At 57.2% G+C, this 14693-nt stretch carries 9 protein-coding genes; 4 read left to right on the forward strand and 5 right to left on the reverse strand.

Going from position 1 to position 14693, the window contains the following annotated elements; genetic code table 11:
* Position 1: 1 nt before the first annotated feature.
* On the reverse strand, positions 2-4897 hold the full coding sequence (locus AC2CHD_RS03285) for a DUF7507 domain-containing protein (RefSeq protein WP_484552567.1): 4896 nt from the start codon (positions 4895-4897) through the stop codon (positions 2-4).
* Between the two features lie 345 nt (positions 4898-5242).
* Between AC2CHD_RS03285 and rpmG the strand changes: the two genes are divergently transcribed.
* On the forward strand, positions 5243-5410 hold the full coding sequence (gene rpmG / locus AC2CHD_RS03290) for a 50S ribosomal protein L33 (protein ID WP_007008183.1): 168 nt from the start codon (positions 5243-5245) through the stop codon (positions 5408-5410).
* Positions 5411-6009: 599 nt separating this feature from the next.
* Here the strand turns inward: rpmG and AC2CHD_RS03295 are convergent.
* Complete coding sequence (locus AC2CHD_RS03295) at positions 6010-7374, reverse strand: PleD family two-component system response regulator (protein WP_229449094.1); 1365 nt, start codon at positions 7372-7374, stop codon at positions 6010-6012.
* Positions 7375-7416: 42 nt separating this feature from the next.
* Complete coding sequence (locus tag AC2CHD_RS03300; protein ID WP_229449093.1) at positions 7417-7788, reverse strand: response regulator; 372 nt, start codon at positions 7786-7788, stop codon at positions 7417-7419.
* Between the two features lie 225 nt (positions 7789-8013).
* Between AC2CHD_RS03300 and AC2CHD_RS03305 the strand changes: the two genes are divergently transcribed.
* Together AC2CHD_RS03305 and AC2CHD_RS03310 are read left to right on the forward strand one after the other, a co-directional pair.
* Positions 8014-8298 carry a DUF3572 domain-containing protein gene (locus AC2CHD_RS03305; RefSeq protein WP_229449092.1) on the forward strand — a complete coding sequence of 95 codons (285 nt, stop codon included), beginning with the start codon at positions 8014-8016 and terminating at the stop codon, positions 8296-8298.
* Between the two features lie 20 nt (positions 8299-8318).
* Positions 8319-8972 carry a DUF2608 domain-containing protein gene (locus AC2CHD_RS03310; RefSeq protein WP_229449091.1) on the forward strand — a complete coding sequence of 218 codons (654 nt, stop codon included), beginning with the start codon at positions 8319-8321 and terminating at the stop codon, positions 8970-8972.
* Positions 8973-9067: 95 nt separating this feature from the next.
* Here AC2CHD_RS03310 and AC2CHD_RS03315 read toward each other — a convergent pair whose 3' ends face one another.
* Positions 9068-9643 (reverse strand): GNAT family N-acetyltransferase, encoded by a 576-nt coding sequence (locus AC2CHD_RS03315; RefSeq protein WP_484552568.1) that lies wholly within the window; start codon positions 9641-9643, stop codon positions 9068-9070.
* A gap of 82 nt (positions 9644-9725) precedes the next feature.
* On the opposite strand from AC2CHD_RS03315, the gene AC2CHD_RS03320 reads away from it, so the two are divergent.
* Positions 9726-11036, forward strand: a complete 1311-nt coding sequence (locus AC2CHD_RS03320) for a DNA polymerase IV (RefSeq protein WP_484552569.1) — start codon at positions 9726-9728, stop codon at positions 11034-11036.
* A 60-nt stretch (positions 11037-11096) separates the two neighbouring features.
* Here AC2CHD_RS03320 and dnaE read toward each other — a convergent pair whose 3' ends face one another.
* On the reverse strand, positions 11097-14621 hold the full coding sequence (gene dnaE, locus AC2CHD_RS03325) for a DNA polymerase III subunit alpha (RefSeq protein WP_484552570.1): 3525 nt from the start codon (positions 14619-14621) through the stop codon (positions 11097-11099).
* Positions 14622-14693: the final 72 nt, after the last annotated feature.

Below are 14693 nucleotides of genomic sequence, written 5' to 3' on the forward strand. Positions count from 1 at the left end.
GTTATTCAAACTTCTCGTTTTGGACAGAGGCCTTAGCGTTCTGAGGCCGGAAGCGCGTTTCAATCTCCAGGTGATAGCCTCGCCCGGTCCGACCCCAGGCGGAACTAACCATCCGGCGAATTTCCCGCAAACGCTTCACCGCCATCCTCGTGTCGTCCCCGGAACCGGTATAAATGAGACGTAGAACAGACGGTTCCTGATCGAGCAGCACTATCATTTGATTGATTTGCCGTTCCCATTCCGGGTTCAACCTCGCGGAGCCTTGCAAAAACGCTGCGTCGGTCAGATCGAGGCGAACCACACGGCCGATTGTTGCGCCAAAAAGGAACTCCGACCCCTTGCCGGCTGTAAGCCTAACCACACGTGGATTCTCCGTGGTGAGACGGTATCCGGAAGGCAATGATCTAGGGTCGAGCTTCAAAATGTAGTTTGTACCGATCCGCTGATCAGGCAGATCCGCACAGGCGATATGAAAGCGCCCTTGAGCGTCTGATGTCAGCAACAGGCCTTTTATCGTAGCCAGCCTCACTCCCGGAAGACCCGGCTCTTCCTCTTCCTGGTAACCATTCCGGTTCCTGTCATCGAACACCTTTCCGATGATGTCGCCGCAATCGAAAACGGCTTCGACAACCACCTCTACGACGGCCGTTGCAATACGGGAAACAACGGCTCCTTCCGTCGTTTCCACCCAGGCCTTGTTTACGTACTCTCCAGGCTTGGCGGCTCCAGTCACGACGAGGTCGAGCTCAACAATTGCCGCTTCGCCAGGGGATAGTGTGACGTTTTCGAATGTCAGTCTGCGGCCTTCGACCAATGGCTCTGCAGGATTGCCGTTCAGCTTCGCGCTTCCACGGGCGAATGTCAGCCCCGCCGGTGTCATGTCGATGATTTTGACAGCGCTGCCGCCGGCAGACCCAAGCTGCTTCACGGTAATCGTGTAGGGAACCCGATCACCACGCCGCACCTCCGCCAGCGGTGTCGTTTTGCCAATAGCGTAGCCAGGCAACACCACGGTAGCCCCTGCAACCGGTGAGAAGACTTCCCGCCCATCCGCCCCACGGCCAGACGCCTTGGCAGAGTTCTGGATGCCGTTTTCAAGACCCTCCGCTGCATCAATGTCGCGCTGAGTGAGTGTGTATGTTGCGGTGAAAGTCTTGGTTTCTCCTGCAGCAAGATCCGCACTGGCTGGAGAGAAAGGCGTGAAACTCCCACTGCCCGGCTGCCCGCCAAATCGTGGTCCTGGGTCCGCTGGCCTGACATTCGAGACGGTCACATTGCCTTCATTGGTCGCAGTCAATGTGTAGAGGATGGTATCGCCAGGTTTGGCAAGCCGTCCGGCCGTCCCCTCAAACACACCTGACTTCTTCAGTCCGAGTGCACTGACCTGCAGCAGCGGAGTGTAGTTGGGATCATCCGGCTCCCCATCGCCATCGAGATCCTCATCTGTTGTGTTATTCGGGTCATCAGACGTATCCGAAACCACCGTACCGTCTCGGGTGCGACCGCTAATTCTGGTCGTAGCGGCAACACCGCCAGCGTCGATATCAGCCTGCGTGATGGGATAGGAAACCTTCGGTAGGGAATCCAATTCTGCCCCTGGTTTTAGAGCTGGAATTAAACCACTGTAGACAGATGCGGCTCTCGCCGCCGGCCGGACTGTGGACGTTTCCCAATCGATCGAATCGATCGCAAGGTCCTCCAACGTCGTATTGCCCGTATTGCGAACCGAGAATGAATACTGGATCGGCTCACCTGGATCTGGAAACCCGTTTGAGTTTGTGTCGATCCACTCCCCTGAAAGCTCAAGCTCTACGGACGGGATCGTCTCGAATGGTACTGTCGTCGGATCGCCGGGGCGCCCCCCCGGTGGACGAGCATGTCTGACCACGTCTTCGCCCTTGGGATTTTGCGCTACGGCGGTCGCATTGTTTGAAAACGAGCCTTCATCAATCTCTTCTTGAGTGATGACATGCTCGGCTGTGACGTTGGAATCACTCTGGCCCGGCGCCAACGAAGCTATAGGGCTATTTTTAATCTCCGCTTTGTCGTCGGTTACCGCGATGTTGCTGAGTGTGACGTTGCCCGTGTTCACAGCGGTGAATGTGTATTCGATTACCTCACCAGCATCGGCAAATCCGTTTCCATTGGCATCGATATGCTCTGCTTTCTTGACAAGATCGTAGTCAGACACGGTTGCCAGGCCGCCAGGTGGCGGTGTGGGCTCACCTGCTTCTCCACCTGGAGGGCGCGACTGCTTGGATAGGCTATCTCCATTGGGCAACTTGGCATTCGAGGTGGCAAGGTTATCGAGATCACCGGCATCGATATCTGCCTGGGTGACTTCATAGGTGCCGGATATGCTTTCTTCGTCCTTCTGGCCTGGAGCGAGCGGCCCGGCCAGCGGACTGCCTTCCACGCTGGCCCGCGAATCCGTTACCACGATGTCGGTGAGCGAAACATTCCCCGTATTTTCAACGGTAAACCTATACCTGATCACCTCACCAGCATCGATCAAACCGTTTCCATTCGCATCCTCATGTTCCGATTGTTTGACGAAGTCATAATCGCCCTCCAGGGGCGTTTCGACGCGTGTTGCGTCTCCCTCCTGACCATCTGGCGGTCGCGATTGCTTATTGACATCCTCGCCGTTCGGTCCCTTCGCCGTCGCCAGCGCAACATTCTCTACGCTGCCCGCAGCCAAATCTTCCTCGGTGATCTTGTGAACTCCCTTGACCGAATCCGAGTCAATTTGCCCTGGCGCCAAGGAGCCGATCGGACTTCCGGATATCTCAGCCTTAGGATCCGATATTTCCACATTGGTCAAAGTCGTGTTGCCGGTGTTTGTCACCGTGAAATCGTACTTGATCTCCTCACCAACATCAGCTCGACCGTTGCCGTTAGCATCGTCGTGCACCGCCCTTTTGACCACATCATAATCGGTTTCCTGCTCCAAGCCCCCAGGCGGTCTGGTGGGGTCGCCGGCATCGCCCCCAGGCGGACGGGATTGCTTCGTGACATCGTCGCCGGTCGGCAGCTTTGCGGTTGAATCGGCAACGTTGTCGAGATCACCAGCATCAACATCATCCTGCGTTACGACGTAGGTGCCTTTGACACTTTCCTCGTCTTTAGCACCGGGCTCCAGCGGTCCCGCTAGCGGGCTGCCTTCAATCGTCGCTCGAGAATCCGTAACCACAATATCCGTCAGCGGAACATTGCCGGTGTTCTCCACGGTGAACTTGTAGCTGATCGTTTCGCCGGCATCGATCCGCCCATTGCCATTTGCGTCTACGTGCTCTGCCTCCTTTACGAAGTCGTAGTCGCCTTCCATTGGTGTTTCGATGCTTGTGGGATCTCCTGGGTTGCCGTTCGGTGCCCGAGATTTTGCGGTGACGTCTTGACCGTCTGGCCCCTTCGCTGAACCGGAAGCGAGATTGTCGACCTTACCTTCGATCAGGTCCGCCTCGGTGACCGTGTAGTATCCCTTCACGGTTTCGCTGTCGCTTGCCCCTGGAGCTAAGGAGAGAATTGGATTTCCCTCGATTCTCACCTTTGAATCGGTGATCTCGATGTCGGTAAGCGTTGCGCCACCTGTATTTTCAACTGTGAAGTCGTAAACGATCTCCTCGCCAACATCGACTTTGCCATTTCCGTTGGCGTCAACATGTCTGGCTGCCTTGACGATCGACATCGAGGCTTCAAGGTCGGTGTCGGTATCACTGTTGTCTTCTGGAGAATTGTCGATGATCGTGTCAGGAAGATTGAGCGTCGCCGTGTTGATCAAATCTCCCGAATGATCCGGTGGGATCGAAATCGTGAGATTATACGTCACCACGCCCCCCACCGGAAGACTGGCGGTCTGATTGTCGAGCGCGCCTGTTCCGCTTGCCGCGTCACACACGCCGCCGTTTAATCCGAAACAGGTCCAGTTCGCTTCGGTGACCCCCGCTGGCAACGGGTCATCCACCCCAATGTCGGTAGCCCCGAATGGACCGTTGTTGACCACTGTTATTGCGTAGGTCACGTCCTCCCCTGGGATGTAAGCCTCCTTCCCATCCGTTTTGGAAATGGCGATGTCCGCTGGAAAGCTGAGTATTGTTGTCGCGCACTTCATGCCGTCGTTGATTGACGAACCGGGGGAGTTGGAAATGCGGGTTGCGCGCCCGGTAGCAGTATCAAACTCGAAAAAGCCCTCTCCGCTATTTCCTGAGCCATAGACGGTATTTGGTGTGCCGAACATCGCACCGAAGAGGCTGCTCGCAGCAAGCCCTGTATCACCAATATTTATAACCGCCCCGGTTACCGGGTTGATGGAAATCAGTTGGCGCGAGTCACCTTCTTTGGCGTAAAGAAGCCCGTTGGACCACGCCAGATCCGTAAGAAATACACTTCTACTCAGAGGTATTCTGGTTGCTGATGTCGTAGGGATATCTACTTTGTATAAACTGTTATCATGAGTTCTACTATATACATAGTAAGAGCCATCATCAGATATCTCTCCCGTATTCGCCTTAAAACCCGATGGGAGACCGGCAATAGTTCCAAGGTTTTGAGCCTGAGCGTTAGAACCAATTCTATAAAGGGTTGGCGAATTATTATTTACAGCATAGCCATAATTGTCCAACGGGTTGTAAGCCGTTCCGTTATAGGTGAAGGACACGCTCCCCTGGTTCACAAATGTGAAAGGGTTCGTGGACGTGTCGATCGCATTCAAGCTGGTCTGTGTTCCCTGAGACAGCCACATGCGAGAATCGCACGTTCCAAAATCAGGTAGAGTTTGAGCGCCAGCCCCTCCTCCCGGCATTCCCAGAAAGCCCCCCAGGATGGCACAAGCCCAGAAACAGGAAAAGAAAGAGAGCTTTTTGAAATCAAATATTGATGATCTAATAATTTTTCTCATGTTTTATTTCCTAAAATCATGGAAAAACTATTTATTAATAAATTTATATTAAAATAATTGCATTTTCCAACCCTCGGTGCCCACAATTCTTCACGCAGGCTCGCAAACGCGCCCTGACGTTATACGTGTGAGTTTCCCCTCATCCTTCGCAACCGTTCATGCGTGGGGTATCACCGTGCACACGGGGAGACAGAGACTGTTTGCGCGCTTTTTTGACACCGCGCCTCAAACAACCCGGCTTGACTTTCCGCGCGTACCCTTTATGTGTCCGCCAGACTCTTTAAGCGCTGGTGGAGAGATTCTGCTTTTGCGCGACCGACAAACCACCAGAAACGGACGACAGACATGGCGAAGGCCACGACCATCAAGATCAAGCTTCAGTCGACGGCGGACACGGGCTTCTTCTACGTCACGAAGAAGAACAGCCGCACGATGACCGACAAGATGACCAAGCGCAAATACGACCCCATCGCCAAGAAGCATGTGGAGTTCAAGGAAACCAAGATCAAATAGATCCGGTTTCACCGTGTTCCTTCGAAACGCCGCCTTCGGGCGGCGTTTTCTGTTTGAGATCTCAACTTCCCGATGCGATTTCCCCGTGCGATTTCCCAGTGCGATCCGCAAATGCGCTCTGCAGAAAGCCTTCCATGTGCTTCGGAAGTCGGAAATCATCATCTGAAGATATTGGGAAGCGGTGAAGAAACTGGGGGCCGGTCGGCAAACTGGCAGCGGTACGAGGAGGCCACTTTCAACCAGCGCCGGCCGGCCGACCCCACGGACCCAGGAGATGCGGCGGACCTGAGCATCATGGGGTATCCCGAGGCGGCTGCCCGACGACAACGCCGAGACATAAGACCCGCCCCTTTCGGCGAGAGATTTGCGCAGGGCGGTTAGAAAATCAACACTTACTTAACCATTCCCGCCAACTCCCTTACGTTAGGGTTAAATATGGGGCGGATGCGGCACTCCGTCAGCCCCCAAATTGGTGGAACGCATCATCACTCTTTGGTGTTGTGCGATTACGCGCCACGAATAAGGCAACAATTGCCCTTCTCGAGGTCCGACTGACGTGCGCCGTCACCTCTCTGGTTGGCATCATGTGTGCTGCGACTTCAGGCTGCAGAAGCCACCACGCGGTTGCGGCCTTTGCTCTTCGCATCATAGAGCGCAATGTCCGCACGCTTTATCAGATCGGCCGGATCATCATTGCCATTTGCGCAGCCAACAACCCCTACGCTTGTGGTAACGGCAATAGCATTTTTGCCTCCGTCGACCGTGAAAGGTTCGCTGGCAATGGCAACCCGCAAACGTTCTGCCACCATCTCCGCCATGTCATGCTCGGTATCTGGCATCACAACGACGAATTCCTCGCCCCCGAACCGGCAAATCAGGTCGATACCACGGATATTCTGGCGTAATCGATCAGCGAACTCGCGCAACACATCGTCGCCACTGGAGTGCCCCCAGCGGTCATTGATCGTTTTGAACCGGTCGATATCAGCCATCATTACGGACAAAGGCCGTCGCCGGGCAACAGCTCGCGCCAGGAGCTTTGGCAAATGCGCATCAAGATAGCGCCGATTATGCAGCCCCGTCAGCGGATCGGTGACAGCCATGCGAAAACTCTGACTGACACTCGTCCGAAGGCGATCATTGTAGCGCTTGCGTCGCAGCTGCGTCCGCAAACGCGCCTGTAGTTCCTGCGCGTCAATCGGGCGAACAATATAATCATTCACGCCCAGTTCCAGCGCTCGGGCGATCATCCCCTCCTCATCCCCATCAACCACCAGCATGACCGGCAGGAGACGCGTACGATCCAGCGCCCGCAACTGAGCACAAAGCCGCAATGGATCGTAGGAGGCGTAGTTGGAGGTAACGAGAACGCACTCATAGCCACCCTCGGCCGCGCGAAACAATCCGGCCTGGGGATCATCCTCGATGTCAAGCGCGAAGCGACGCTGCAGCATGGCAGAAACCGCAGCAGAAGATTGGGTGTTCTCGTCGATCAACAAAACAGAGGGCGTCCCGCGCCGGTCGTCCTCCATACCCGGCTCAAATCCCACATTGTCGATGGTCTCGGTGCGCAACCGCAATTCATCTGTGAGCATTTTCAGCCGAACGAGGCTTTTGACCCGCGTGACAAGTTGAAGCGCGCCGACTGGCTTTGTCAGGAAGTCGTCAGCGCCCGCCTCCAAGCCTCGCACACGATCCGATGTTTCGCCAAGTGTTGTAATCATCACAACCGGAATGTGCTGTGTCGAAGCCTCTGACTTGAGCCTGCGGCACACCTCGAATCCGTCCATTTCCGGCATCATGACGTCCAACAGGACGACATCCACCTTCCCATCAGCACAGATTTTCAGCGCCTCTGCCCCGCTATAGGCGCAGACAACCTCGAAATACTCAGCCAAGAGCCGGCTTTCGAGCAGCTTCACATTCGACGGGACGTCGTCGACAACCAGAATGCGCGCGGTCATGACCGGCTCCTCACGAATGTCTCCGGGAAGCCATCAGCAGCATCAGGCATCCCCAAGATAGGATTTGATCGTTTCGATGAAACTCGGCACAGAAATTGGCTTCGAGATATAGGCTTCGCATCCACCTTGGCGGATACGCTCCTCATCGCCCTTCATCGCGAAAGCCGTCACCGCGATGACGGGGATCGTGTGGAGGTCATCATCCTGCTTGAGCCATTTCGTGACCTCAAGCCCCGAAACCTCTGGCAACTGGATATCCATCAGAATGAGGTCGGGGCGATGTTCACGAGCAAGGTCGAGCGCATGCAGTCCGTCGCGCGTCCGAACGGTGTCATAGCCGCTGGCCTCGATAAGATCGCGAAAGAGCTTCATGTTGAGCTCATTGTCTTCGACGATCATGACTTTCTTCGGCATTTCACCCCGTCCCACTCAACCCCGCGCCGCCGCTTGTCACCTGTTCTCGCCGACACCGCCTCAAATCGCGAAATTTCCGGCGCCACCCTTGCACGATTTGATTTATGAATCGGTAATGGGCGCCTGCGAATCGTAGCTTTACAGCATAGCGGCCCAGTATCGCTGCGCAATTGATCTGATCGCCGAGCCACGATGGCTTTTCAAGCCCAATGGAGAGATACCACCATGCAACGAGAGGAAGCCGAGACCATCGCCGTTTCTGCCCTGGCATTTATTGCGGCAGACGAGCAGCTCCTTCCCAGGTTCCTCTCACTGACCGGTATCGAGGCAAATCAGATTCGCGCGGCGGCGGCTGAACCAGGCTTTTTGACCGGGGTTTTGCAATTCATCCTCGCGCATGAACCGACCTTGCTACGGTTTTCCCAGGAAAGCGGCATCGCTCCGGAGATCGTCGCACGGGCGCCGTCCCTGCTGCCCCACGGCAACCCATCCTACGACATCCAGCCTTAATATGACTTTGGACAAGCTACATGACGATTGACCCTGAAACAGCCAGGCAGATTGACGAACTTTCGCTCAGCAACGACCCTCTTCTCGTGCTGGATGTCGACGACGTGATACTGGAGTTCATCAGACCGTTTCCGGAATACCTGCGCACCCGCGGCTTCGAACTGAAGCTGGAAAGTTTTGGCTTGAACGGGAATGTTGTCGACCTGACCACAGGTGTCCGCGCCGACGACGAGACGGTCTCGCAGCTCGTCGATTCCTTCTTCGAGGTTCAGCATGATTGGCAAAAGCTCGCCGAGGATGCATCCGAAACCATCGCACGCCTGTCCACAGCGAGCCAGGTTGTTCTTCTGACCGCGATGCCACACCGTTACCGGCAGACGCGTCGCACCCTGCTCGATCAGCTCGATATGCGCTATCCGCTACTGACGACGGAGCGGGCCAAGGGTCCTGCGATCAAGCGCTTGCGTGGGGAGCATCCCCGTCCCGTCGCCTTCGTCGATGACATGTATTACAACCTCGTTTCCGTGCGCGACACGGTCGAGGATGCTCACCTCTTTCATCTTATGGCCGACAATTCTGTTCGAGCGCTCATGCCGCCAATCCCTGCAGGGATCACGGTGGTGGAGCACTGGAAGGAGGCCGGTGAAAAGATCGCCCGCTCACTCGCACTATAGCCGGGAAGCTTTCCCGCATGGTCTTTCATGGCTGAAAGAGGTTGGTGCGCGACACCGGAAACGGGTGCCTGATACAGGTGAGAAAGTTTCAGAAATTACAATATCAGCCGCATGAGCGGCCGGCCGGCCTTGCGCTCCAGAACCATTTTGAAGCCCGCCTTTTCAAAGACCCGTGTGGCCCCGACGAACAGGCCAATAGAGCGCGAATCTCTCGAATGGGTTATCGGACACGCTTCCAGAATGCGCGCCCCTCCACGGCGGGCATGTTCGATTCCCGCAGCTACAAGCTGATGCGACAGGCCCTTGCCACGTGCGGACGGCCTCAGGAAAAAACAGGATATCGCCCAGACGGCCGGGTCCCTTGCATCGCCATCCTCTACCGGTGCTGAAACCCTGCCCTTGTTGTTCCACTCGGGAATATCACCGCGCGGTCCAATCTGCATCCAACCATCAGCACGGTCGTTCTCAAGCAACAGCAGACCGGGCGGCGGACCAGCCTCGATCCGCGCTTTGATGTGATCCTTGTTACGCTCGCGATTGTTCTCGCGTCGCACCGACGGCGGAAGCCGAAAATGCGTACACCAACACCCGTAACAGGCGCCCTGTTTACCGAACAGTTCCTCAAATGCCGGCCACAGATGCGGCGTTAAAGGCGCAACCTCATAGAGCACCCATGCTCTCCCCGCCCACAGCTTGTGCAGCGTCAGCGTTTCCAGTAATATTCATGTTCACTTTATGTTCACATGATCAACCATGCCTGTCAACGCCCTTCCACACGGCCTTTGTCGTGATTGCCTGACCCCGGCGCAGACTGCGTCGAGGCGTTGCCGGTCCTGCGGCAGTCCGCGTATGCTCGCCCATGCGGAGCTGGAAGGTCTTTTCCTGGCACATATCGATTGCGACGCCTTTTATGCTGCTGTCGAAAAACGGGACAATCCGGCGCTACGCGACAGGCCCGTCATCATCGGCGGCGGAAAGCGGGGCGTGGTTTCAACAGCCTGCTATATCGCCAGGATCAACGGAGTGCGTTCTGCAATGCCCATGTTCAAAGCGCTTGAAGCCTGCCCCGAGGCGGTCGTGATCAAGCCCGACATGGAGAAATATGTTCGTGTCGGACGCCAGGTACGCTCGATGATGGAGGCGCTCACCCCGATGGTCGAACCGCTTTCCATCGACGAGGCTTTCCTTGATCTTTCCGGCACCGCGAAATTGCATGGCGCTCCTCCGGCAATGGTGCTCGCCCGCTTTGCGCGTCAGGTGGAAGAAGAGGTGGGCATTACCGTTTCTGTCGGACTGTCCTACTGCAAATTTCTGGCCAAGGTGGCCTCCGATCTGGACAAGCCGAAGGGTTTCTCAGTCATCGGCAGAACGGAAGCTTTCTCCTTTCTTTCGCAGAAGCCTGTCACCCTTATTTGGGGTGTGGGCAAGGCTTTTGCCGCGACGCTGGCGCGAGACGGCGTGCGCACCATCGGACAATTGCAGACCATGGAGCGTGGCGACCTCATGCGCCGCTATGGCACCATGGGAGATCGTCTTTATCACCTCTCGCGCGGACTGGACGACCGGAGCGTTAAGCCGCGCAGTGAGGCGAAGAGTGTTTCTTCGGAAACCACGTTCAACAACGACCTGTCGAGTGCGGCGGATCTGGTTCCGGTGTTGCGTGCACTTTCGGAGCGCGTTTCAACCCGCCTCAAGAAAGCGGATATAGCCGGGCGCACGATAGTCTTGAAGCTCAAGACCTCTGACTTCCGGATCCGCACGCGCAATCGACAATTGGAAGACCCGACCCGGTTGGCCGACCGGATTTTCCACACCGGGCTCGAGCTTCTTAAGCGTGAGATCGACGGCACGCGGTTTCGCTTGCTCGGCATCGGGGTGAGTGATCTTACGGATGCGGCAAGGGCAGATCCCCCTGACCTTGTGGACCGTCTCTCCCACAAACGCGCTCTCGCGGAGGGCGCGATGGACAGTCTGCGCGAAAAGTTCGGCAAACAGGCCGTTGAAACCGGTTACACCTTTGGCCACGGACAGGCTGGACGTCCGCAGCGCGATGAAGAAACCTGACCGCTGCCTGATATGTGCACCGGCCCTTGCCTGCACGTCTGCAAGGCAAACAATCGAATCTTAGACGAGCTCAACCTCGACAACGCCCGGAACGGCGCGCATTGCGGCGGCGATCTGCGGCGAAATGCGATAGCGGTTGGGTAGCCCCACCTCGATCTCCCCCTGTCCGCCATCCTTGATCACCACCAGGCTCACTTGCGCATCACCACGCTGGGTGAGCTGCGAGGAAATCGCCGGTAGCGGCTTGGGATCACGCAGATAGATCCGCAACGCCTTCTGCATACGACAGGCTTCCTCTTCCAGGGACTGCACGGCCTGTATACGCAGATTGACCCCTTCAGGTCTGTTTTCGGCTCCCACCATGATGACCACGGACGAGCCCGCCTCCAACAGATCCCGGTACTGTGCCAAGGCTTCGGAAAACAGCACCGCTTCATATTGACCCGTGGCATCGGAGAGCTGAATGATCCCCATTTTGTTGCCGGTGCGTGTGCGCCGTTCCTGCTTGGAGGTGACGGTGCCGGCAAGCCGGCCGGCCGTCGCACCGCGTTTCACCGCAGCCTGGAAATCGGCCCAATTCTGCACCCGCATCTTCTCGAGGATTTCGGCATACTCATCGAGCGGATGAGCCGAGAGATAGCAGCCGACAACCTGGAATTCGCGGTGGAGCTTGTCGGCAGCCGACCATGGTTCGACCGCAGGCAGGTGGATTTTCTGCGGCTCACCGCCCCCCGACATGCCGAAAATATCGCCCTGTCCCATCGCCGCATCTTCGGCAGCGCGCGAAGCCATGCCCATCAAACGGTCGATGCCACCAAACAGTGCTGCCCGGTCATGGCCGAAACAATCAAACGCGCCCGCCTGAATGAGGCTTTCGAACACCCGCTTGCCAACAATCTTGGGATCAATGCGGGCACAGAAATCCTCAAGGCTTTCAAATTGCTTTTCGTTGCGCTTTTCGACGATGTGCTCCACCGCCGCATCGCCCACGCCCTTGATTGCGGCAAGGGCGTAGTAAATCTTGTTCTCGCCCACTTCGAATGGGCGATGCGACGTCAGAACCGAGGGTGAAACGACCTCGATGCCCAGCCGCATGGCATCGCGCCGGAAGTCGTTGAGCTTGTCCGTGTTGGCCATGTCGTAGGTCATGGACGCGGCCAGAAACTCGACCGGGTAATGCGCCTTCAGATAGGCCGTCTGATAAGAGACGATGGCATAGGCGGCCGCGTGCGATTTGTTGAAGCCGTAGTCGGCAAACTTGGCCAGAAGATCGAAAATGAAATCGGCCTGCTGCTTGGAAACGCCGCGCTCGGTCGCCCCCTTCACGAAGATGCCGCGCTGCTTTTCCATTTCGGCACGGATCTTCTTGCCCATGGCGCGACGCAGAAGGTCAGCTTGTCCGAGCGTGTAGCCGGCCAGCTCCTGGGCGATCTGCATCACCTGCTCCTGGTAGACGATAACGCCCTGCGTCTCCTTCACCAGATGGTCGATCTTGGGGTGGATCGAAGCGATTTCTTCTTCGCCGTGCTTGCGCGCGTTGTAGGTCGGGATGTTCTCCATCGGACCTGGACGGTAAAGCGCCACAAGCGCAATGATGTCCTCGATCCGGTCCGGCTTCATGCCGATCAGCGCCTTGCGCATGCCCGCCGATTCCACCTGGAACACGCCGACCGTCTCGCCGCGCGAAAGCATCGCGTAGGTGTCCGGATCATCCAGCGGAATGCGTGAAAGATCGATCTCGATCCCGCGCCGGCGGATGAGCTTCACCGCCGTTTCCAGAACCGTCAGCGTTTTCAGGCCAAGAAAGTCGAACTTGACCAGCCCCGCCTGCTCGACCCATTTCATGTTGAACTGGGTGACCGGCATGTCGGACCGCGGATCGCGATACATGGGCACCAGTTCCGAGAGCGGTCGATCACCGATCACGATGCCGGCAGCGTGCGTGGAGGCGTGGCGGTAGAGCCCTTCCAGCTTCTGCGCATAGTCGAGAAGCGTTCCGACAATCGGCTCCTTCTCCACTTCTTCCGCAAAGCGCGGCTCGTCCTCGATCGCCTTGGGCAGCGGCGTGGGATTGGCCGGATTGGACGGCACCATCTTGCAGAGCCTGTCCACTTGTCCGTAGGGCATCTGCAGCACGCGCCCCACATCGCGCAGCACGGCGCGGGCCTGCAGGGTTCCGAAGGTAATGATCTGCCCCACCTGATCGCGGCCGTACTTCTCCTGCACGTAGCGGATGACCTCTTCGCGGCGGTCCTGGCAAAAGTCGATATCAAAGTCGGGCATCGACACGCGGTCGGGATTGAGAAAGCGCTCGAACAGCAGCGAAAAGCGCAGCGGATCCACATCCGTGATCGTCAGCGCATAGGCCACGAGCGAGCCCGCACCCGAACCACGCCCCGGCCCCACCGGAATATCCTGTGCCTTGGCCCATTTGATGAAATCGGCAACGATCAGAAAGTATCCGGGGAACTTCATGCGTTCGATGATGCCGAGCTCGTAGTCAAGCCGCTCGACATAGGTCTCGCGCGTATAGCCTTCCGCCAGCCCCTGTGTTTCAAGCCGATGCTGCAACCCCTCATGAGCCTGCCGCCGCAATTCGTCGGCTTCTGCCTGAAGGGCCGCTTCCGCATCGGCAGCGTCCGCGCCCGTAAAGCGCGGCAGGATTGGCGGATGCGTCTGCGTAAAATAGGAACAGCGCCGGGCAATCTCGATCGTGTTGTCGATGGCCTCAGGCAGGTCGGAAAAGAGCCGTGCCATTTCGGCCTGGCTCTTGAGATAATTGTCAGGGGTGAGTTGCCGGCGGTCATCCATGGCAATGACCGCCCCTTCCGCGATGGCGATCAGCGCATCATGGGCTTCATAATCGTCGCGAGCGGGGAAAAATGCCTCATTGGTGGCAACCAGCGGCAATTCATGCCTGTAAGCAAGCTCAACGGTGGCCGCCTCCAAAGCCCGGTCGTAGCCCTCGAACCGCTCCAGTTCCACATAGAGCCGGTTGCCAAAACATTCCCTGAGAAACATCAGCCGCTGCTCGGCAACCTCCGGACGGTCCGCCTTGAGCGCCGCCCCGACGGGTCCGCGCGGCCCTCCAGTCAGGCAGATAATCCCCTCAGCCAGTTCGGACAGCCACTCCGTGGTGATATGAGTGGCCTCCCCCGGCTCGTTTTCCAGATACGCGCGGCTCACCAGGCGCACAAGATTGGCGTAGCCTTCCTTGGTGGCCGCGATCAGAACGAGGGGCTCATACTGCGTGCCACCGCCCTTGCGGCCATTACCGCGCCGGGCCTCGGCCAGCGCATCCTCGAAGGCACAATCAAGCTGACATCCGATGATCGGCTGCAAACCTTCCTTGGATGCCTTTTGCGAAAACTCCAGCGCGCCGAACAGATTGTTCGTATCGGTAATGGCAATCGCGGGCGCTTCGTCCTTCAGTGCGTGACCAATGATCTTGCCTAGTGGCAGCGCGCCTTCGAGAAGCGAATAGGCCGAATGTACCCGCAGATGTATGAAGGGGCGCTCGGGTCTGTTTTTCTCACGCTCTGCTGCCGCGAAAATCGGGTCGCGCAAACGTCGGTCGCTCGCCATGAATTGATGCCGTCTCTTTCCTGAAGACTCAGATCGCCATTGTTCCGTATTGAGCATCGAGCGTAAAGACCG

It is taken from the genome of Nitratireductor sp. ATLC21 (assembly GCF_057196525.1).